Annotated in this window: 18 protein-coding genes; 10 read left to right on the top strand and 8 right to left on the bottom strand. The window is 62.6% G+C overall.

From position 1 onward, the window contains the following. Positions 1–96: 96 nt before the first annotated feature. From miaB to PTE31013_RS25235, 5 genes are all read right to left on the bottom strand, one after another. On the bottom strand, positions 97–1,440 hold the full coding sequence (miaB, locus tag PTE31013_RS07000) for a tRNA (N6-isopentenyl adenosine(37)-C2)-methylthiotransferase MiaB (RefSeq protein WP_150612065.1): 1,344 nt from the start codon (positions 1,438–1,440) through the stop codon (positions 97–99). A 198-nt stretch (positions 1,441–1,638) separates the two neighbouring features. Continuing rightward, positions 1,639–2,568 (bottom strand): metal ABC transporter solute-binding protein, Zn/Mn family, encoded by a 930-nt coding sequence (locus PTE31013_RS06995; protein ID WP_150612064.1) that lies wholly within the window; start codon positions 2,566–2,568, stop codon positions 1,639–1,641. Positions 2,569–2,579: 11 nt separating this feature from the next. Then, positions 2,580–3,443, bottom strand: a complete 864-nt coding sequence (locus tag PTE31013_RS06990) for a metal ABC transporter permease (protein WP_217426218.1) — start codon at positions 3,441–3,443, stop codon at positions 2,580–2,582. Continuing rightward, positions 3,440–4,258 (bottom strand): metal ABC transporter ATP-binding protein, encoded by an 819-nt coding sequence (locus tag PTE31013_RS06985; protein WP_174978453.1) that lies wholly within the window; start codon positions 4,256–4,258, stop codon positions 3,440–3,442. Before PTE31013_RS06985 ends, PTE31013_RS06990 begins: the two co-directional genes overlap by 4 nt. After that, positions 4,255–4,377: a hypothetical protein gene (locus PTE31013_RS25235; RefSeq protein WP_281351795.1), complete on the bottom strand. Its 123-nt coding sequence runs from the start codon at positions 4,375–4,377 to the stop codon at positions 4,255–4,257. Before PTE31013_RS25235 ends, PTE31013_RS06985 begins: the two co-directional genes overlap by 4 nt. Positions 4,378–5,423: 1,046 nt before the next feature. Here PTE31013_RS25235 and PTE31013_RS06980 point away from each other — a divergent pair. From PTE31013_RS06980 to PTE31013_RS06965, 4 genes are read left to right on the top strand one after another with little or no spacing between them, the layout of a single operon-like run. Then, positions 5,424–7,346, top strand: a complete 1,923-nt coding sequence (locus tag PTE31013_RS06980; protein WP_150612062.1) for a PrkA family serine protein kinase — start codon at positions 5,424–5,426, stop codon at positions 7,344–7,346. Between the two features lie 15 nt (positions 7,347–7,361). Then, the gene (locus tag PTE31013_RS06975) at positions 7,362–8,624 is read left to right on the top strand and encodes a YeaH/YhbH family protein (protein ID WP_150612061.1); all 1,263 of its coding nucleotides are present in this window, start codon (positions 7,362–7,364) and stop codon (positions 8,622–8,624) included. A gap of 46 nt (positions 8,625–8,670) precedes the next feature. Next, positions 8,671–10,215, top strand: coding sequence for a SpoVR family protein (locus PTE31013_RS06970; RefSeq protein ID WP_150612060.1), 1,545 nt, complete (start codon positions 8,671–8,673; stop codon positions 10,213–10,215). Further along, positions 10,215–10,634, top strand: coding sequence for a VOC family protein (locus PTE31013_RS06965; RefSeq protein ID WP_150612059.1), 420 nt, complete (start codon positions 10,215–10,217; stop codon positions 10,632–10,634). Before PTE31013_RS06970 ends, PTE31013_RS06965 begins: the two co-directional genes overlap by 1 nt. 21 nt (positions 10,635–10,655) lie before the next feature. Here the strand turns inward: PTE31013_RS06965 and PTE31013_RS06960 are convergent, their stop codons facing one another. Next, entirely contained in the window at positions 10,656–12,023 is a 1,368-nt protein-coding gene (locus PTE31013_RS06960) for a GGDEF domain-containing protein (RefSeq protein WP_174978452.1), read from the bottom strand. 888 nt (positions 12,024–12,911) lie between these two features. On the opposite strand from PTE31013_RS06960, the gene PTE31013_RS06955 reads away from it, so the two are divergent. The 5 genes from PTE31013_RS06955 (at position 12,912) to PTE31013_RS06935 (ending at position 17,902) form a co-directional block, all read left to right on the top strand. Then, entirely contained in the window at positions 12,912–13,646 is a 735-nt protein-coding gene (locus PTE31013_RS06955; protein ID WP_150612057.1) for an ABC transporter permease, read from the top strand. 20 nt (positions 13,647–13,666) lie between these two features. After that, the gene (locus PTE31013_RS06950; RefSeq protein WP_246173927.1) at positions 13,667–14,608 is read left to right on the top strand and encodes a glycine betaine ABC transporter substrate-binding protein; all 942 of its coding nucleotides are present in this window, start codon (positions 13,667–13,669) and stop codon (positions 14,606–14,608) included. A gap of 44 nt (positions 14,609–14,652) precedes the next feature. Next, a complete protein-coding gene (locus PTE31013_RS06945) occupies positions 14,653–15,300 on the top strand; it encodes an ABC transporter permease (protein WP_150612056.1) in 648 nt (215 codons plus the stop codon). Continuing rightward, on the top strand, positions 15,297–16,496 hold the full coding sequence (locus tag PTE31013_RS06940; RefSeq protein WP_150612055.1) for an osmoprotectant ABC transporter ATP-binding protein OsmV: 1,200 nt from the start codon (positions 15,297–15,299) through the stop codon (positions 16,494–16,496). Before PTE31013_RS06945 ends, PTE31013_RS06940 begins: the two co-directional genes overlap by 4 nt. Positions 16,497–16,663: 167 nt before the next feature. Continuing rightward, the gene (locus PTE31013_RS06935) at positions 16,664–17,902 is read left to right on the top strand and encodes a mechanosensitive ion channel family protein (protein WP_150612054.1); all 1,239 of its coding nucleotides are present in this window, start codon (positions 16,664–16,666) and stop codon (positions 17,900–17,902) included. Positions 17,903–17,933: 31 nt separating this feature from the next. Here the strand turns inward: PTE31013_RS06935 and PTE31013_RS06930 are convergent, their stop codons facing one another. Both PTE31013_RS06930 and PTE31013_RS06925 read right to left on the bottom strand, forming a co-directional pair. Then, positions 17,934–19,058 (bottom strand): alkene reductase, encoded by a 1,125-nt coding sequence (locus tag PTE31013_RS06930; protein ID WP_150612053.1) that lies wholly within the window; start codon positions 19,056–19,058, stop codon positions 17,934–17,936. Positions 19,059–19,266: 208 nt separating this feature from the next. Continuing rightward, positions 19,267–20,553: an MFS transporter gene (locus tag PTE31013_RS06925; protein WP_150612052.1), complete on the bottom strand. Its 1,287-nt coding sequence runs from the start codon at positions 20,551–20,553 to the stop codon at positions 19,267–19,269. 304 nt (positions 20,554–20,857) lie between these two features. Between PTE31013_RS06925 and PTE31013_RS06920 the strand changes: the two genes are divergently transcribed. Beyond that, a complete protein-coding gene (locus PTE31013_RS06920; protein ID WP_174978478.1) occupies positions 20,858–21,532 on the top strand; it encodes a TetR/AcrR family transcriptional regulator in 675 nt (224 codons plus the stop codon). Positions 21,533–21,553 lie beyond the last annotated feature (21 nt).

The following is a 21,553-nucleotide window of genomic DNA, read 5'->3' as shown; positions in this document are numbered from 1 at the left end:
TCGTTCGATGGAGTCGCCGGGGGCAGGTTCGGGCATGCGATATCGCTGATACGCACGCCCGAATCTGCCGGATCCGTTCATATTCGCAAATTTTGGTCAATGCGTGGTGATGAGTTCGCCACGCAGCGAGTGCGGGTAGGCGAGCGTGATCACGACGTCGGTCATCTGGCCGATCAGGCGGGCGCGCTGCGCTTCGGTCGCCGGGAAATTCACCACGCGGTTGTTCTCCGTGCGGCCCTGCAGTTCGTTGGGGTCCTTGCGCGACACGCCTTCGACGAGAATGCGCTGACGCGAGCCGACCATGCCCTGGCTGATGCGCGCGGCGTTTTCCTCGATCACGGCCTGCAAGTGTTGCAGGCGGCGCAGCTTGACCTCGCGCGGCGTATCGTCCGGCAGGTTGGCGGCCGGGGTGCCCGGGCGCGGGCTGTAGATGAACGAGAAGCTCGTGTCGTAACCGATCTCGTGAATCATCGCCATGAGCTTGTCGAAATCCTCGTCCGTCTCGCCGGGGAAGCCGACGATGAAGTCAGACGACATCGACATGTCCGGGCGCACCTGGCGCAGGCGACGGATGATCGATTTGTATTCCAGCACGGTATAACCGCGCTTCATCGCCGAGAGCACCCGGTCGGCGCCATGCTGCACGGGCAGGTGCAGATGGCTCACGAGCTTGGGCACCTTGGCGTAGGTGTCGATCAGGCGTTGCGTGAATTCCTTCGGGTGGCTGGTCGTGTAGCGGATGCGCTCGATGCCCGGCACTTCGGCCACGTATTCGATGAGCAGCGCGAAGTCGGCGATTTCACCGTCGGTCATCAATCCGCGATAGGCGTTGACGTTCTGCCCCAGCAGCGTGATTTCACGCACGCCTTGTTCGGCCAGGCCGGCAATCTCGGTGAGCACGTCTTCGAACGGGCGTGACACCTCGTCACCGCGCGTGTAGGGCACCACGCAGTAGCTGCAGTATTTCGAGCAGCCTTCCATGATCGAGACGAACGCGGTCGCGCCCTCGACCTTGGCCGGCGGGAGGTGATCGAACTTTTCGATCTCCGGGAACGAGATGTCGACCTGCGAGCGCCCGGTGGCGCGGCGCGCTTCCAGCATCTGCGGCAGGCGGTGCAGGGTTTGCGGGCCGAACACCACGTCCACATAGGGCGCGCGCTGCACGATGGCGGCGCCTTCCTGGCTGGCGACGCAGCCGCCAACACCGATGACCAGATCCGGCTTGATTTCCTTGAGCGCGCGCATGCGGCCCAGATCCGAGAACACTTTCTCCTGGGCCTTTTCGCGCACGGAGCAGGTGTTGAACAGGATGACGTCGGCGTCTTCGGGGGAGTCTGTCTTTTCGAGACCTTCGGCGGCGCCGAGCACGTCCGCCATCTTGTCGGAGTCATACTCGTTCATCTGACAGCCGAACGTCTTGATGTAAATCTTCTTTGCCATTGAGTGTGCGCCGTTCGCAGTGGTTGACCTGGGGGCGTCCGTAATGATGGTTGGGTAATATTCGTTGGGAAAAGCGGCAGCCCAAACGCAAAAGCCGGCGTGGCCGGCCTGTCCGGACCTCCGTAGCGGGGCCGGTGTGTGGTGCACGCATTATAGCGCGTATGACGCGTGCACCGTGGCGGGCAGGGCGGTGGGCGACTAGCGGTTGTCCTTCATCGCGGCCGCGATGGCGCGCACGTTGTGCTGGAACAACTGAAGGTAGGTCGTGGCTTCCGGATTCTGCGAAAGGGCGTCGGAATACAGCTTGCCGTCGACCGTCACCTTGGCATCGTGGGCGATGCGCTGGATCAGGCGCGGATTGGAAATGTTTTCCATGAAGACCGCCTTGATGCCGGTACGGCGGATCACGCGAATCAGGTTCGCCACGTCCCGGGCGCTGGCTTCGCTTTCGGTCGACACCCCTTCCGGGGCCAGGAACCTGACGCCGAAGCGCTGGCCGAGATAGCCGAAGGCGTCGTGCGACGTGAGGACGACGCGGCGGGCGGGCGGAATCGGGGCAAACTGTTTGTTGGCCCAGGTGATCAGGTCGTCGAGTGCGCCGCGGTAGTTCCTGGCGCGTTCCGTGTAATAGGTGCTGCCGGCCGGGTCGGCTTGCGACAGGGCGGCGGCGATGTTATCGACCATCGTTTTGACACGCTCGGGATCCTGGAACATGTGCGGGTCGGGCACCGTCCTTCCCTCGTCGACCATCGTGCGCGCCTTGAGGCCCTTGGTGACGGTAACGAGCTTGCCGGGATAGTGGCTCGCCTTCATCAGGCGAGGCATCCAGCCCTCGAAACCCAGGCCATTGACGAAGAAGAGCTTGGTTCCCGAAATCTTGGCGACATCCGCCGGAGTGGGTTCGTAGACATGCGTGTCCTGGTCGGGGCCGACGAGCGTCGTCACGTCGACCCGGTCGCCGCCAACGGCCTTGACGATGTCGGACAGGATGCTGAAGCTTGCGGCAACGGGCAGGTGTGTGTCCTGTGCGCGTGCCGGGCTGGCGAACGCCAGCGCCAGGGCGAGCAGTGTGGCGAAGCGCGCTGCGCCAAACCACGATTTGCCAGCCGATTGACCCAATCCGAACATGTTTTCCTCTCTCAAAGCGCCGGGGCCTTGGCCGCGTTGGCGTGGCCCGGCGTGGCAAGCAGTGCGCCCAGGTAGGCGATGCCTGCCGTCAAAATGATGGCCGGTCCCGAAGGGCAGGCCAGGTAATACGAAAGCAGCAAGCCGATCACGCTCGACGCGCTCGCGACCAGCCAGGCCACGAGCAGCATGCCCGGCAGCGTGCGGGCAACGAGTCGGGCGGTGGCCGCCGGCAGCATCATCAGTCCCACGGCCATGAGCGTGCCCATCGCCTGAAACCCCGCGACGAGGTTCATCACCGTGAGCACGGTAAAGCCCAGGTGATAGCGCATGACGCTCTTGCCCTGTCCGTGTCCGAGGAACGCCGGATCGGCGCTGTCGAGCACGAGACCGCGATAATGCCATCCGAACCATAGGAGCGTCACGGTCGCGATCGAGGCCACGAGGATCAGTGCCGGATCGTCCACCGCAAGCACCGAGCCGAACAGCAGGTGCATCAGGTCGACGCTGTTGCCCCATTTCGAGACGATCACCACGCCGCCAGCCAACGCCAGTAAATAGAAGCCGGCGAACGATGCCCCCTCGTCAAGCCGCGTGCGGCGGCTCGACAGTCCGGCGAGCAGGGCCACGAGCAAGCCGGCCACCATCCCGCCCCCCGCCATCCAGGGTAGCGACAGGCCGCCGATCAGGTAGCCGATGGCGGCGCCCGGCAATACCGCATGCGAGAGCGAATCGCCCATCAGGCTCATGCGCCGCAGCAGCAGGAAAACCCCCACCGGCGTGCAGCCGATCGACAGCGCGAGGCTGCCGACCAGCGCGTGGCGCATGAAGTCGAATTCCGAGAACGGGCCGACGACTAGATCCAATAGCGCGCTCACCGAGGGCCTCGCTGCTTCGGCGTGATCGCGCCTGACGGGCGCCGCGCGTCACCTTGGGGCGGCAGGGCATAGGCCGTCGGGGCGGTGCCGGCGACACGGGCAGTGTAGCCGCCAGCACCGGACAGGCCAGCATGCTGGCCGCCTCCGGTGGCGTCGACGGACGGCAGCCCGCTGTGCAGGCACGCGGCCGGGGTACCCTCGGACACCAGCCGGCCGGCCATCACGGCGACGTGCGCGAAGCGCTCGCGCACGAGCGGAAGATCATGGAGCACCGTCACCACGGTACGCCCCTCGTTGCGCCATTGATCCAGCAAGGCGAGCAAGAGTTCCGCCGAGGGGACGTCGATGCCGGTGAGTGGTTCATCCAGCAAAACAATTGGGGCGTCTTCCACGATCAGTCGCGCGAAGCGGGCGCGCTGCCATTGTCCTCCGGACAACGCCTCCAGCGCATGCGTGCGCTTGTCAGCCAGACCGGCGCGCGCAAGCGCGTCGTGAGCGCGGTCGAACTCATCGCGCCCGAGGCGGCGTGCGTCGCCCGTGCGTCGCCATGTGCCGGTCAGCACGTACTCCTCGACACACATGGGGAAGCGGTGATCGGTCTCGGGCCGCTGCGACAGATAGGCGACCGCGCCGTCGCAGACAATCGTGCCCGTCGATGCCTTCTGCAGGCCCGCGAGCGCGCGCAGCAGCGTTGTCTTGCCGCCGCCGTTGGGGCCGACGACCGCCGAGAGCACGCCGGGCGCAAACGTCGCGCTGACGCGATCGAGCGCAACGTTCGGTCCAAAGTGAACCGAGAGATCACGACAGCCGATCACGACGCGACCCCCTGCAGTGCCCAGTAGACGAGCCCCCAAAGCGGCAGGAGCACGAGCAACATGAATGCCGTGCGTTCCCAGCCAGCCAGACGGTAGAGCCAAACGGAAAAGCGGATCATGGACGAAGCATGGACGGAATCAGCGGTGGGGCGGAAAGGCGGTGCTTGGGCACGGTTTGCAACTGTGTAATAAATGCAACAAGGTTGCATTATTGCATGAAATGATTCGTGGCGCCGAGGCTCGGCGACATGAATGGCGCGTGGCGCCATGGGACACGTCACGTTACATATCCGCGCAGCAGATTCTGGTGAACCGGCGTAACATGAGTTCAAGCGCGATCGACTGGCACGCTGTTCGCTTCATTCCAGGGATCGGCAATTTGCAAGGCATTGATGAGACGATGGCATGTTGTGGCGCGGGCGGCCCTGGCGGAAACCCTCCGGCGGGGCATGGAGCAGGCGCTACGGACATGCCGAGATCGCCGAGGAGGTTCGCCCGTTCAGACATCCGGCCGTCGTCGACTTTCCGCTTGCGACGCCCTGCCTCAGGGCATGACGATCGCACGGCCTTCGCGACGTCGCGCAGCCGCGGCGTCTCGACAGGAAAGCACCCCATCACGCGCCCACGTCTTCGCGTTCGTCGACGTCGTCGGGCCACCCACTTTTTTTCCGCAAATCACTGCGCACGGTGCGCCGAACGTCGCTCGAAAACGCTATTTGATAGATAGCATTCCTTAATAAGTGTCGAGGGTTTCATGTGCTGTGGAATGCAGACAAACCCGAGTGCGCATTGCGTGGGGAATGTGCCGAAAAATCGCTCGATCTGTGACGCGGTTCGGCTGACGTGCGCAATGCGTAGAGCACGCGCAAACCCTCGTAGAATATGGCGGATAGAGGATGCTTAGCGCTGCGGAAAATATCTAGCGACGGTTTTTTGTTTTGTGCATATCATGAGGTAAAGGTTGCAATTTCCGGTGACAAGTTTAAAGTCAACCTAAACCTGTTTTGAGTCGTTCATGTGAGGGAGGGGACCGTGCGAAAGGTTGCGCGACAGTCGCTCCGGCATGCGGTGAGTCAGGTCGAAACCTTTGCGCGGTCATCCAGGTCTTAGGCAACAGAGCGGACATCGCGTCGCGATGTTTTTCGATGAAGCGGGGGTGAGGCATATGGATATTTTCAGCCACTACACGACGCGTTTCGAAGCACGCAAGGAAGAGGAATACAGCATCCAGGAATACCTGGAAATCTGTAAGAAGGACGCGACGGCCTACGCATCGGCTGCCGAGCGGATGCTGCGTGCCATCGGTGAGCCGGAGCTCATCGACACGCATCACGACCCGCGACTCTCACGCTTGTTCTCGAACAAGATCATCAAGATCTACCCTGCCTTCCGTGACTTCTACGGCATGGAAGACACGATCGAGCAGATCGTGTCGTTCTTCAAGCACGCTGCGCAGGGGCTCGAAGAGCGCAAACAGATCCTGTACCTGCTGGGTCCCCCGGGCGGCGGCAAGTCGTCGCTGGCCGAGAAGCTCAAGGCGCTGATGGAAGATGTGCCCATCTATTGCCTGAAGGGATCGCCGGTGCACGAGTCTCCCCTGGGCCTGTTCTCGCCCGAGGAAGACGGCAAGATTCTGGAAGAGGACTTCGGCATCCCGGTACGGTATCTCAATACGATTCCGTCGCCGTGGGCCGCCAAGCGCCTGAACGAGTTCAACGGCGATATCACCAAGTTCCGTGTGATCAAGGTGCTGCCTTCGGTGCTGCAACAGATCGCCATTGCCAAGACTGAGCCGGGCGATGAGAACAACCAGGACATCTCGTCGCTGGTCGGCAAGGTCGATATCCGCAAGCTTGAGGAATATCCGCAGGACGACCCGGACGCCTACTCGTATTCGGGCGGCTTGTGCCTGGCCAACCGGGGGCTGCTCGAGTTCGTGGAAATGTTCAAGGCGCCGATCAAGGTGCTTCACCCGCTGTTGACCGCCACGCAGGAGGGCAACTACAAGGGCACGGAAGGGTTCGGTGCGATTCCGTTCGACGGTATCGTCCTGGCGCACTCGAATGAGGCCGAATGGCAAAGCTTCAAGAGCAACCGCAACAATGAGGCTTTCCTCGACCGGATCTACATCGTGAAGGTGCCGTACTGCCTGCGCGTGACCGACGAGGTGAAGATCTACGAGAAGCTCGTGAAGAACAGCTCGCTCGCCAACGCGCCGCGCGCGCCGAATGTCCTCAAGATGCTCGCCCAGTTCGCTGTGCTCACGCGTCTGAAAGAGCCCGAGAACTCCAACATCTTCTCCAAGGTTCGTGTCTATGACGGCGAGAACCTGAAGGATATCGACCCGAAGGCCAAGTCGTACCAGGAGTATCGCGACTATGCGGGTGTGGACGAGGGGATGACGGGCATGTCCACGCGCTTCGCCTTCAAGGTGCTCTCCAAGGTCTTCAACTTCGACAACACGGAAGTCGCAGCCAACCCGGTGCACATGCTGTATGTGCTCGAACAGCAAATCGAGCGCGAGCAGTATCCGGGAGAAGTCGAAAAGCGCTACCTCGCCTACATCAAGGAGTATCTGACGGCGCCGTTCGTGGAATTCATCGGCAAGGAGATCCAGACCGCGTACCTCGAGTCGTATTCCGAGTACGGCCAGAACATTTTCGATCGCTATGTGAATTTTGCGGATCTCTGGATTCAGGATCAGGAGTATCGCGATCCGAACACCGGCGAGATCCTCGATCGCACGGCGCTCAACGACGAACTGGAGAAGGTCGAGAAGCCGGCCGGGATCACCAATCCGAAGGACTTCCGTAACGAGATCGTCAACTTCGTCCTGCGCGCGCGCGCCAACAACGCGGGCAAGAATCCGCTCTGGACGAGTTACGAGAAGCTGCGTGCCGTTATCGAGAAGCGCATGTTCTCGACGACCGAGGACTTGCTGCCGGTGATCTCGTTCAACGCGAAGTCGTCCAAGGAGGATCAGGAAAAGCACGCCAACTTCGTCAACCGCATGGTGGAAAAAGGCTATACCCCGAAGCAGGTTCGCTTGCTCGTGGAATGGTATCTGCGTGTGCGCAAATCCTCGTAACCAATCGGGGCCACTATGTCAGCAATCATCGACAGACGGCAAAACGGCAAGAACAAGAGCGCCATCAACCAGCAGCGCTTCATCAAGCGTTATCGCGACCAGATTCGGCGCGCGGTGGCGAAGGCGGTGGCGGGTCGCAAGATTACCGATATCGATGGCAGCGGACAGATCTCGATTCCGGTCAAGGACATTTCGGAGCCGTTGTTTCACCACGGACCCGGCGGGCGGCGGGAGATGGTGCATCCCGGCAATCGCGAGTTCGTGGTGGGCGACAACTTCGAGCGTCCGCCATCGGGCGCAGGGGGCGGCGGCAGTCGCGCCAGCGATTCGGGAGAGGGGGAGGACGATTTCGTCTTCAACCTCTCGCGCGAGGAGTTCCTGAAATTCTTCTTCGAGGACATGGCCCTGCCGGACCTCGCCAAACGACGGCTCGCGCAGATTCCTGAGTTCCGCAAGGTTCGTGCGGGCTATTCCGTCGACGGCACGCCGTCGAACCTCAATGTCATTCGCACGATGCGCAGCTCGCTGGGGCGACGCATCGCTCTCACGGCGCCATATCGCAAGCAGTTGCGCGAGCTGGAGGCCGAGTATGCGGATCTCGTCGCGCGCGAGGGCGAAACCTCGCCACGCGCGCTGGCGCTGGCGCACGAGATCACGCATCTGCGCACGCGCGTCGAGGCGATTCCCTACATCGAGAAGCTCGACCTGCGCTACTCGAACCGGATCATGCAGCCGCGTCCGCAGGCGCAGGCCGTCATGTTCTGCCTGATGGACGTCTCCGGCTCGATGGATCAGAGCCGCAAGGAGCTGGCCAAGCGCTTCTTCATGCTGCTCTACCTGTTCCTGCGGCATAACTACGAGCGCATCGATCTCGTGCTCATCCGGCACCACACGACGGCGAAGGAAGTCAACGAAGACGATTTCTTCTATGCGCGTGAATCGGGGGGGACGGTCGTCTCGAGCGCGCTCAAGCTGATGACGGAAATCATCGCGGATCGCTACTCGCCGAGCGACTGGAATATCTACGGCGCGCAAGTCTCCGACGGCGATAACTGGGACGGTGATTCGCCCATTTGCCGCGACATCCTGATGCAGTCGATCATGCCTGCCGTGCAGTATTTCGCGTACGTGGAGGTGGCCAGCGCCGAGCCGCAGAATCTGTGGAACGAATACTTGTCCGTCAAGCAGCAGTACCCGAATTTCGCGATGCAGCGCATCATGGAGGCGGCCGAGATCTATCCGGTGCTGCACGACCTGTTCAAGAAGAAGGCGGCCTGAAAACGGTCCCGCGTCGATACCCCAACGAGGGCAACGAGGACGCATCATGGCGTATATATCCACCGGATCGGAATGGACGTTCGAGCTGATTCAACGCTACGAGCATGAGATCGCGCGCATCGCGGCGAACTTCAGGCTCGACACGTATCCCAACCAGATCGAGATCATCACGGCCGAGCAGATGCTCGACGCCTACGCGACCGTGGGGCTGCCCATCGGCTATCACCACTGGTCGTATGGCAAGCACTTCCTGTCGTCCGAGCGCGGCTACAAGCGCGGGCAAATGGGGCTGGCGTATGAGATCGTCATCAATTCGAACCCCTGCATCGCGTATCTGATGGAGGAGAACAGCATGACGATGCAGGCGCTGACCATCGCGCACGCCAGCTACGGTCATAACTCGTTCTTCAAGGGCAATTACCTGTTCCGCACCTGGACCAGCGCCGACGCCATCGTCGACTACCTGCTGTTCGCGCGCAACTACATCACCGAGTGCGAGCAGCGTTATGGCGAACAGTCGGTCGAGTTGCTGCTCGACTCTTGCCATGCGCTCATGAATTACGGCGTCGACCGCTACAAGCGGCCCAAGCGCTTGTCGCTCGCGCAGGAGCAGGCACGCCAGAAGGAGCGCGAGAACTATTTGCAATTGCAGATCAACGATCTGTGGCGTACGTTGCCGCATCATCCCTTGCACGATGACGAGGAGGACGACGGGCTCGACCCCGGCGAGTCTGAAGAGGCACCGTTTCCGAGCGAGCCGCAGGAGAACCTGCTGTACTTCTTCGAGAAGAACGCCCCCAAGCTCGCCCCGTGGCAGCGCGAGATCGTGCGCATCGTGCGCAAGCTCGCCCAGTACTTCTATCCGCAGCGTCAGACGAAGGTGATGAACGAAGGCTGGGCAACGTTCTGGCACTACACGATTCTGCAGCAGCTCTACCAGGAGAAGCTCGTCAACGACGCATTCATGATGGAGTTCCTGCATGCGCATACGAACGTGGTGTACCAGCCGTCGTTCGACAGCCCATACTACAGCGGTCTGAATCCGTATGCGCTGGGCTTTGCGATGTTCCAGGACCTCCGCCGCATGTGCGAAGCGCCGACCGACGAGGATCGCCAATGGGCGCCCGACATCGCCGGCACCGACTGGTTGACGACGCTCGACTTCGCCATGCGCAACTTCAAGGACGAGAGCTTCATCCAGCAATTCCTGTCGCCCAAGGTCATTCGCGACCTGAAGCTGTTCTCCGTGCTCGACGACGACCGCGACAGCCGCCTGCGCGTGATGGCCATTCACAACGACTCCGGCTATCGCGAAATACGCGAGATGCTTGCGCAGCAATACAACCTCAGCCAGTTGGAGCCAAACATCCAGGTGGCGCACGTTGATCTGCACGGCGATCGCTCGCTCACGCTGCGCCACGTGCAAAGCGACCGCAAGCCGCTCGATGACAGCTTTGAGGAAGTGCTCAAGCACGTGGCCCGCCTGTGGGGCTTCACGGTGCGGCTCGAGACCGTGTTCGAGGACGGCCGCAAAGAGATGACGCACGAGACCAAGGTCGAGAAGCGGCGACGCTATGCGTTGAGTGCCTGATGAAGATTCCGTTCGTTGCGCTCGATCACGTGGTGCTTCGCACCAGCGACGTCGAGCGACTCCGGCATTTCTATATCGATGTCCTGGGCTGCACGCTGGAAAAGGTGCAGGCCGACATTGGCCTCGTGCAACTGCGCGCGGGCGACGCGTTGATCGACCTGGTCGATGTGGCCGGCGAAATCGGCCGCCGAGGCGGCGTTGCGCCCGGCCCGGAGGGGCGCAATCTCGATCACTTCTGTCTGCGCGTGGAGCCGTTCGACGACGTGGCCATCCGCCAGGGGTTGGCCTCGCACGGGGTGACGCTGGGTGACGTTGTGTTGCGCTACGGCGCGCACGGCGAAGGGCCGTCGTGCTATCTCGACGATCCCGACGGCAATACCGTCGAACTCAAGGGGCCGCCACACCGCCCTCGTCGCTGAGCGCGGTGTGGGCATCTGGCATCAGGCCGCCAACTGTCCCAGCACGCTTTGATCGCGTCCCTTGTGCTTGGCCTGATAGAGCGCCTTATCGGCGCGCTCGAGCATTGCGTTGATGACGAGCGGCTTCCCCGGTTCCCACGTGGCAATGCCCACGCTGATCGTGATGGCCTCGCCTTTCTCGCGCGCCTTCGCGGGGAGTAGATCGGTGCTCGCGCGCTTGACCGATTCGCGAATGCGATCGGCCACGCGCAGCGCGGCGTGTTGATCGATTTCCGGTAGCACCACAGCAAATTCCTCGCCGCCCAATCGCACCGCGAAATCGGCCGGCAGGCGAATGCAGTGCTGGATCGTGTTGGCGATGCGTTGCAAGACGACGTCGCCAAACGGATGACCGTAGCGGTCGTTGACCTGCTTGAAAAAGTCGATGTCGATCAGCAGCACGGACAGCGGTACCGCGCGTTGCTGAACCCGGTCAGCAACGAGGCGGATGCGATTGTCGAAGTAGCGGCGATTGTAGATGTGCGTCAGCGGATCGATGAACACCTTCTCGACCAGGTCGGTGTTCGTGAGCGCGAGCGACTGGTACTGGCGCGTGATTTCCCAGACAAGGGCGAGCGTCGCGACGCCGGGCGATGCCAGTGCGAGAAGGCGTGCGGCATACCATTGGTATGAGGCGTCGTTGGGCGCCGTCAGCGACAGCAGTAACTGGCATAGCGAGATGGTGACCACGACCCACACGAGCAGGAATAGCTTGTGGGATAAGCGCGTGACCGCCGCGACACGCCACCACAGCGCGACGTAAGCGACGAAAAGCGCGTAGAGTGCGAGCGTCTCGACACCGACACCGCCGGGCAGTGGCGGCGTCACGAGCGTGCGACCGGTGCCGACCAGCGCCAGCGACGTCGTCGCCCAGATGACTAGCACGGTCGCGCCGTAGCGCGCTGCTTCCTTGTAGCCGGGACGGATGTGCGGATCGTTGCGCGTGCGTGAATAACTACGCACGCTCAGCATGACGTAAGCAGCAAAACTCGCTTCAGCCATCAGCCAAAGCCAGAAGGGGGCGCGCGTGACATGCGTGGCAATGCCGGCAAGTTGATTCGCAAGCAATACGCCTTCGGTGAACATGAAGAGACCGCGCAGCAGAAACGCACATCCAAATTGCGCGAAGTATCGTTTGCCGTTGTAGAGGTATTGCACGCCCAGCAGACACGCCGTCGACAGGTTGAGAATGCCGCCGGCCGAAACGAGGAAGAACGTCAGTAACGGATTGACGTTGCCTTGAATGGCGCGCGCGAGAAATCCGGCGAGAGTGAGCGCAGCGCACGCAACCAGGATGACGGTCGCGGCCACACGATTGCCTTGTTCGGTACGGCTGATGGTACTTTTCATAGTTGTTATTCGCCAATCAACGACCTCGTGCCTTGCGCACGATCGCCCTTTTTGCCGTTCAACCATCGCGCCCGAAACTGGCCGCAAGGTCGTCGCCTTGCGTCGCCGTTCCGTTTCCCCGATTTTCCGCTAAATAGTTGAAAACTAAGATAAAGCTCGGAGAATACACGAGTTTCTTCGCGTTGGCATCCGTTTCGGATGGCGGGCGTCGCATTCCCGTTCGCCCCCCCACGGAGGCCCGGATTTCCGGTCGCTTGTGCACCGTTTTCAGGCGCGCAAACCCGTGCGGTCGTTGCCGCGGGAAACGTCAACGCGGCACATCGATCCGCTCTGCGGAACTGTGAATTGGCGAATTTCGGGACGCGTGTTCGAGGTTTCCAGCGGCGCCAATGACGACGGCACATTGCCGTGCGTGCAATTGATTTGGAATCCGATTGATGCGGCTTGATGCGAGCGAATAGCGCCCCAGAATGCGCGGGATTTGTCCCTTAAGGCGGACTGCGGCTTGGCAGCGACGCACTATCTGTACTAGAATAAAAAAAGCCGATCGCCGCGATTGGTCCATAGCAACAGATGCAAAAGGGTTGTCGGTGTTCCTCATTGCGCCGATGTCCCGTCCCACCACTCAATGAGTTCGTGCAGTAGAACATTCGCGCGCTTTCAATAAGCGTGCACCGAGAGGCCCAGGCGCTCATGGCGTCGAAAGCTTGTCTCTCAGTCGCATTTCGCGACGCCTGGTTCGTCACCGTCGTCTTCCACAGACCTTCGGAGCGGACACTTCACAATTCGCAAGGCAGCTAACAGTTGTCATGCTTGTTTGACCGCGTTGTCACGCGGGGCGATTGCTATTGCCTCGCGCCAGCGCTGCCAACCCATTCAAAAGGGAGCATGAACGTGGCGAAGCAGTACCGCATTTTCTATTTGGCAGGCTTTGGACTGCTCGGCGTTGCCGCCGCAGTCTCCGGTCTGCTGTATTGGCTGGGCGTCGATGCGCTCGTCAAATACCGGGGCGACCTGGTCTATTACACGCAGCAGCACCTCAAGCTCGTGGCGATCTCGATGGCGATGGCGATCGTGGTCGGCGTACCCGCCGGCATGCTGATCTCACGGCCAAAGTTCGAGAGGCACGCCGAGCGCGCCGTGCAAATCTTCAATATTGGCAACACGCTGCCGTCGCTCGCCGTGCTGGCGTTATCGATGGCCGTGCTGGGTATCGGCGACCGCCCCGCCATTCTGGCGCTATGGCTCGCGTCGCTGCTGCCCATCGTGCGTAATGCTTACGAAGGCCTGCGGCAGGTGCCGCCGGCGTTGCGGGAATCGGCGCGCGGCATGGGCATGACGCCCGCACAAGTCCTGTTCCGTGTCGATCTGCCCAATGCGATGCCGGTCATCGTCGGCGGCATTCGTACCGCGCTCGCGATCAACGTCGGCACCGCGCCGCTTGCGTTCCTGATCGGCGCTGACAGTCTCGGACAACTGATCTTCCCTGGCATCTATCTGAACGACCCGACGAAGCTGCTGCTCGGTGCGGGCGGTACCGCATTGCTCGCACTGGTGCTCGACGGCATCGTCGCATTCGGCAGCGGGCTCTGGTTCGCACGTCACGGCGCGCCCGCGCGCTAAGACAAAGGAGACCCATCGTTATGCAAGTTTCAATCTCTCGTTCGCTCGCCGGCATGACGCCGCGCTGGATTCGGCGTCTCGGCGCGGCCTGTCTGGCGCTCGGCGTGATCGCCGCAGGTGCCATGAGCGCCACCGCCCATGCCGAAACGTTGACCGTCGGCGGCAAGAACTTCACTGAGCAGTTGATTCTCTCGGAAATGACCACGCAGTACCTGCGCAGCAAAGGGTACGACGTCGAGCTCAAGAACGGCCTGGGGAGCGTGGTCATGCGCCAGGGCATGGAGAGCAACCAGCTCGACATCGTCTGGGAATACACCGGCACGTCGCTCATTGTCTACAACAAGGTCACCGAGAAGCTGGATCCGCAGCAAACGTATGAGCGCGTGAAGGAACTCGACGGCAAGATCGGTCTGGTCTGGCTCAATCCGTCGGCGCTCAACAACACGTATGCGTTTGCCGTGCCGGGCAATATTGCGAGAGAAGCGGGGATCGAGACGGTCTCGCAGCTTGTGGACAGATTCCGGGCGAATCCGAAGATGCAGTTCGCCTTCGACATGGAGTTCGTCGGCCGCGCGGATGGTCTTGGTCCGATGGAGCAACTCTACGACTTCCATCTCGCGCGACGCAACATCAAGCAGATGGACCCGGGTCTCGTTTATACGGCACTCAAGAACGCACAGATCGACGCGGGTCTCGTCTACACGAGCGATGGCCGCAACAAAGGGTTCGATCTGAAGGTGCTTGCCGACGACAAGGGCTTCTTCCCGGCCTACGCGGCCACGCCCGTAGTGCGTCAGGCCGTGCTCGACGCCCATCCCAAGCTCGCCGACGAACTCAACGCGCTGTCCGCGAAAATCAACAACGAAAACATGAGCGACATGAATGCGAAGGTCGATATCGACCATCGCGCGGTGGCGCGCGTGGCGAGTGACTTCCTCAAGCAGGAAGGGCTCGTGCAATGACGGCCCTCGCCCGTCGTTGCGTCTGATAGTGACTGAGGAGTCCCATGATTGATTTTTTAACGCATAACTGGCACCGCATCCTGATCCTGACCGGACAGCATGCGTGGCTGGTCGCCGCCTCGGTAGGGGCTGCCATTGTGGTTGGCGTGCCCATGGGCGTGCTGGTCACGCGCTTTCGCTGGCTGTCGGGCGCGGTGCTCGGCCTGGCCACCGTCGTGCTGACCATTCCGTCGATTGCGCTGTTCGGCCTCATGATCCCGGCCCTGTCGGTTTATGGCATGGGGATCGGACCGGCACCGGCGGTGGCTGCCGTGTTCCTGTATTCGCTGCTGCCGATCATGCGCAATACGAGCCTCGCCTTGCGCCAGATCGACCCAAGCATTCGCGAAGCGGGGATCGGCATCGGCATGACGTTCTGGCAGCGCCTGCGCCTGGTCGAATTGCCGCTGGCCGTGCCGGTGGTGCTGGGCGGCGTGCGCACGGCCGTCGTCATGAATATCGGCGTGATGGCCATTGGCGCCATCGTCGGGGCCGGCGGTCTCGGGGTGTTGATCACCCAGGGGATCAGCCAGAGCGACACCCGGCAGCTTGTCGCGGGTGCGGTCATGGTGAGTCTGCTCGCCATCGTCGCCGACACCCTGTTGCACCGCCTGCAGCGCGTGCTGACACCCAAAGGAATCCGAACCGTATGATTACACTCGACAATCTCACCAAAAGCTTCGTCCAGAAGGACGGCACGCCCGTCACCGCCGTGAATTCGGTCAGCCTCGAGGTGCCGCCGGGCGAAATCTGCGTCTTCCTCGGCCCGTCGGGGTGCGGCAAGACGACCACGCTCAAGATGATCAACCGGCTCATCAAGCCGACGTCCGGGCGCATTCTGCTCAACGGCGAAGACACGGGCAACATCAACGAAATCGAACTCCGCCGTCACATCGGCTACGTGATCCAGCAGATCGGCCTGTTCCCCAACATGACCATCGAGGAGAACATTACCGTCGTGCCGCGTCTGCTCGGCTGGGACAAGGCGCGTTGTCGTGCTCGCGCGACCGAGTTGATGGCGATGGTGGCGCTCGATCCGAAGCGCTACCTGTCGCGTTACCCGCGCGAGCTGTCCGGGGGGCAGCAGCAGCGTATCGGCGTGATCCGCGCGCTGGCGGCCGATCCGCCCGTGCTGCTGATGGACGAACCGTTCGGTGCGGTGGATCCGATCAACCGCGAGTCGATCCAGAACGAGTTCCTGCAGATGCAACGTCAACTGGGCAAGACCGTCATCATGGTCAGCCACGATATCGACGAGGCGATCAAGCTGGCCGACCGCATCGCGATCTTCCGCCAGGGGCGTCTCGTGCAGTGCGCGCAACCCGATGCGCTGCTGGCGCGTCCGGTCGACGAGTTCGTGGCGAGCTTCGTGGGACATGACCGAATCTTGAAGCGCCTGTTGCTGGTGCGCGCAGAGGACGCGGCCACGCCGCAGCCGACCGTCAAGCCGCAGACGACGCTGGCCGAGGCCTACGGCATGATGGATGAACTCGATACGCGCTCGTTGGTCGTCGTCGACGAGAACGCGCGCGCGCTGGGTTACATTGCGCGTCGGGATACGCGTCAAGCGCAGGGGGCTTGCGGCGAGCGGGTGCGCGAATTCAAGGCGTCGGCCGTCGCGGACGACAACCTGCGGGTGCTGCTCTCGCGCATGTATGAACACAACCTGGCATCGCTGCCGGTGCTCGGCGACGACAACCAGTATCTCGGCGAAGTCACGCAGGATTCCATCGCGGACTATCTGAGCTCAGGGAAGTCGCGCGGCAATGGTGGCGGGACGATCACGGTGCCGCAGCCGCCGGGTGCGCCGCATGTGATCGCAAGCGTTCCGTTCGGTGCGACGGCGTAAACCGACGCTCGATTCAAGACGATGGCTTGCGCCGTCGTCGACGGGCGGACGTCACTGATGCTCGTCCGGCAAGTCAACGAATGACGGCCCGGTGTCTGGCCGTCATTTTTTGTATTCCCCTGCCCGGCGGGGGCCGTTGGCATAAGCAGCAGGCAAGGAGTTTCAGGATGACGTGGGAAGCAATGATGGCGTGGCTCGATAACGCACCGTGGGCGCGGCTGGCCGGGGCGTTGGCGATACTGCTCGCGGTGGCGCTGCTGGCGCAGGCGGTGGCGCAGTACCTGATCGTTCGCGTGGTGCGCATCGTCGTGCAGCGCACGGCGAATCGATGGGACGACGCGTTGCTCGCGCATCGCGTCTTTCATCGCGTGGCGCGCATCTTGCCGTATCTCGTGATTCAGTTCGGCATCGCGTGGGTACCGGATTTGCCGCCGAAAGCCCTCATGATCGTCGGCAACGTCGCACTCGCGATGACGCTGCTCTACGCCACGCTGGCCATCGCCGGCATTCTCGATGCCGCGCAAACCGTCTACGCACTCTCCGAACATGCACGCACGCGCTCGATCAAGGGGTACGTGCAGTTAGGCAAGATCGCGCTGTACGTCGTCGCGGCGATCGCCATCGTGGCGACGATCATCGACCGCTCGCCGTGGCTCCTGCTCTCCGGCCTGGGGGCGATGTCGGCGGTGCTGTTGTTGGTGTTCAAGGACACGATCATGTCGTTCGTCGCCAGCGTTCAGCTCACGTCGAACGACATGCTGCGCGTGGGCGACTGGATCGAGATGCCGCAGGTGGGCGCCGATGGCGACGTGGTCGACATCGCCCTGCACACCGTGAAGGTGCAGAACTGGGACAAGACGATCACCACCATCCCGACCTGGCGGCTGATTGCCGAGAGTTTCCGCAACTGGCGCGGCATGCAGCAGTCGGGCGGGCGTCGCATCAAGCGCACGCTGAGCGTCGATGCGGGCAGCGTCGGCTTCCTCGACGAGGCGGAGGTGGCGCGCCTGTCGAAGCTGCATCTGCTCGGGTCGTATTTGAAGGATAAGCAACGTTCGCTGGCAGATGCGAATGCGGCGCTGGGTATTGCGGCGGGTGTGCCGGCCAACACGCGGCGCCTGACGAACATCGGCACCTTTCGCGCGTATGCGCTGGCGTACCTGAAGGCGCATCCGAACATTCACGAGGGCATGACCTGCATGGTGCGCTCGCTCGAGCCGTCGGCCACGGGCATCCCGGTCGAGCTGTATTGCTTCACCAACACGACAGTGTGGGCCGAATACGAACGCGTGCAGGGCGATGTCTTCGATCATCTGCTCGCCATCCTGCCGGAGTTCGGGTTGCGCATGTACCAGAATCCGGCGGGTGCCGATCTCGTGCGCTGGCAGGGGCAGCGGGCGGCGTAACCGCCCGGTGACGCGATGGTGTGTGGGCGCGTCAGACTGCCGATTCGTCAAGCGCTGGATAGTCGAGATAGCCGCGCGCGTCGCCGCCGTAAAGCGTGGCGCGATCCAGTTCATTGAACGGGCCGCCGCGCTGGAGGCGTTCCACCAGATCCGGGTTGGCGATGAACGGCTTGCCGAACGCAATCAGGTCCGCCCGGTTTTCCTTGCGTGCCTGAATCGCCAGCGCGAGGTCGTAACCGTTGTTGGCCATGAACGCGCCGTTGAAACGCCGACGAAGCGTCTGCAGGTCGAAGCCGTTCTCGACTTCACGCGGGCCGCCCGTCGCGCCCTCGACGACATGCAGGTAGACGAGGCCGAAACGGTTGAGCTGTTCGACGGCGTACGTGAACACGGGCTCCGGATGGCTGTCGCCGCAATCGTTCGCCGGGCTGATCGGCGAGAGGCGAATGCCGACGCGATCGGCGCCCCACACATCGACGACGGCCTGCGTGACTTCCAGCGTCAGACGCACGCGATTCTCGATACTGCCACCGTACTGATCGGTGCGATGGTTCGTCTTGTCGCGCATGAACTGATCGAGCAGATAGCCGTTCGCCGCATGGATTTCCACGCCGTCGAAACCGGCACGCTTCGCGCACTCGGCGGCATGACGATACTGTTCGATGATGCCCGGAATCTCGGAGGTCTCCAGCGCGCGCGGCGTCGGGTGCGGCTCGAAGCCATGTTCAGTAAAGGCCTTGCCCGCCGGTTGAATCGCCGATGGCGCGACCGGCAGCGCACCGTCCGGTTGCAGCGACGTGTGCGAAATGCGGCCAACGTGCCAGAGCTGGCAGAAGATCTTGCCGCCCTTGGCGTGGAGGGCGTCCGTGACGCCTTTCCAGCCAGCGATCTGCGCTTCGGTGTAGATGCCCGGCGTAAAGGCGTAACCCTTGCCTTGCTGCGAGATGTTGGTCGCTTCGCTGATGATGAGGCCGGCCGAAGCGCGTTGCACATAGTACTCGGCGTTCATGGGGCCCGGCACGTCGCCGGCACCGGCGCGGCTGCGCGTGAGCGGCGCCATTACGATGCGGTTGCGAAGTTCGAGCGGGCCGAGTCGGTACGGCGAGAAGAGATCCGTGTCGAGCGCGGTGAGTTGGGTGTGTTGCGAGTCCGTCATTGCTGAGGGTCCTGTGAAAATGGGGGGATGCTGTCTTGCACAAAACCTGCACAGGTTACGGCAATTCCAGCGGTCTTGCCGGTGTCACCCATGGCAATGCCTGTCGACGTGATAGCTCGCCCTGACGCAGGGCGGCGCTCGGGGGCGCCTGATAACGCGTGGCGTTGCCTGCGCCACTGCGAAGCGTCACGGCGAGCCGATGACGGCATTACGCGCTGGCCGGAACGGGCTGATGCGGTGCGCGCCTGGCAATGCGCAGCACCATGAACGCGCCGATGATGCACACGCCGCCCGAGAGCATCGACGCCATCGTGTAGTTGCCGAGCGTGGCACGCAGCGAGCCGGCGACCAGGGCAGCGGTCGCCGCACCGAGCTGGTGCCCCGCGACGATCCAGCCGAACACGATCGGGGCCATCGTCTTGCCGAATACATCGGTCGTCAGGCGCACGGTGGGTGGCACGGTCGCGATCCAGTCCAGGCCGTAGAACAGCGCAAACAGTGGCAGGCCGAAGAAGTCAAAGCCGAACGCGTACGGCAGGTACATCAGCGACAGGCCGCGCAATCCGTAATACCAGAACAGCAGCACGCGGCTGTTGTAGCGATCCGAGAGCCAGCCCGAGAGGGTGGTGCCCACGAGATCAAGCAGACCCATCGCCGCGAGAATGCCCGCTCCCTTGACTTCGGAGAGACCGTAATCGCTGCACATGGCGATGAAGTGCGTGCCGATGTAGCCGTTGGTGCTCGCGCCGCAGATGAAGAAACTGAAGAACAACAGCCAGAAGTCGCGCTTGCCAGCTGCCATGCGCAGTACCGACAACGCGTGGGTCAGGGGATTGCCTTGCGCGAGGGGGATATCCGGCGCATCTTCTGGCGCCCCGACGGGACGCAGACCGACCGAGCCCGGGCGCTCCGGCACGAGGAGTGCCACGAGCGGCAGCACCACCGCAGCGACGATTCCCACGATCAGTACCACCGGTCGCCAGCCGTGACGCTCGATGATCGCGGCCATCATCGGCAGGAAGACCATCTGACCCGTGGCCGAACTGGCCGTCAGGATGCCCATTGCCAGTCCGCGATGCGAGTGGAACCAGCGGTTCGCCACGGTAGCGGCCAGGGTGATGGCCGCCACGCCCGTGCCGCCGCCGACCATTACCCCCCAGATCAGCACCATCTGCCAGGGAGCGGTCATCAGCGACGAAAGCGCCGTGCCCGAAGCGAGCAGCACCAATGCCACCATGACCGTCGGGCGGATGCCGAAGCGCTGCATCGCGGCAGCCGCGAACGGGCCGGTGAGGCCGTACAGCGCGAGGTTCACCGAAATGGCCAGTGAGATCGTGGCGCGGCTCCAGCCGAAGTCGTGTTCGAGCGGCACCATCATCACGCTGGGCGTCGCGCGAATGCCCGCCGAGGCGAGCAGGACCAGGAAAATCACACCGACCACGATCCAGCCGTAGTGGAAATGACCGTTGATGCGCCTTGCGATGGCTGCCTTCATGGCGGAAATCCTTGCGGGGGATCGGTCTCGTCTGCCGACCCGGGAACGTTTGCGGAAACCGTGCTGTCCTTGCTGTATCGTGAAATTGTGACAGATCGGTAACATCAGGTTGCAATGTTATGAACCGCTCGGTAACATGTCAAGTATTCGTTTGCGACATGCGGGCGCGTCCCGGATGTCGCGAGTCACCGCTTTGGGGGAGCGCCACATCATGGCCAAATCGACAACGCCTGCCATGTCCGAGGTGTCGGACAAGCCGGACCCGGCGAAAGCGGGGGAAGGGACGGTCGCTGCCGTGAAGGGCATGAAGGGCGCCGAGCGTGACGTGGCTCGTGCCCCCGCGCGCCGTCGGCGAGCGGCGTCCGGCGCGGGCAAGACCGAGCGGCACGTGACGCCAGCGTCCGTCGCGCAGCAGTATCTGCTCAATGCGGCCGTGGAGCTCTTCCATACCGAAGGGGTGCGCGCCGTGGGCGTGGACGCCGTTGTCAAACGCGCCGGTGTCAGCAAGATGTGTCTCTATCGTCAGTTTGCGTCGAAGGATGAGCTGATCCTGGCGTATCTCGACCACATGCAGACGGCGAGTCTGGCGCGCATCGACGAGAGCATTGCGAAGCGGCCTGGTGAGCCACGCGCGCAAATGCTGCAAATCTTCGTGGACCTCTCCGAGCGGGCGAGTCGACCGGGCTATCGCGGGTGCCCGTTCGTGAACGTGGCGGCCGAATTCCCCGATCCGGCGCATCCCGCGCGCATATCGGTGATCCATTACAAGGCGGAAGTGGTACGGCGTTTCACGGCACTCGCCACGGCTGCCGGGTTGCGCGAACCCGCGCCCTTGGTCGACGCGCTATCGCTGATTCTTGAAGGGGGCTACGCGGCCAGCCAGACTTTCGGAGCCGGATCGCCGCCGTTGCGCATTTTGCCGACGGTGGCGCGTCAGATCATCGACGCCGGGATGGCGGGCGCGCTGGCGGTTACCTGAACGCGTTCGAGCCACTGCCGC

This window comes from Pandoraea terrigena (assembly GCF_902459705.1).
GTDB lineage: Bacteria > Pseudomonadota > Gammaproteobacteria > Burkholderiales > Burkholderiaceae > Pandoraea > Pandoraea terrigena.
This window is presented reverse-complemented; position numbering and strand designations above follow the sequence as displayed.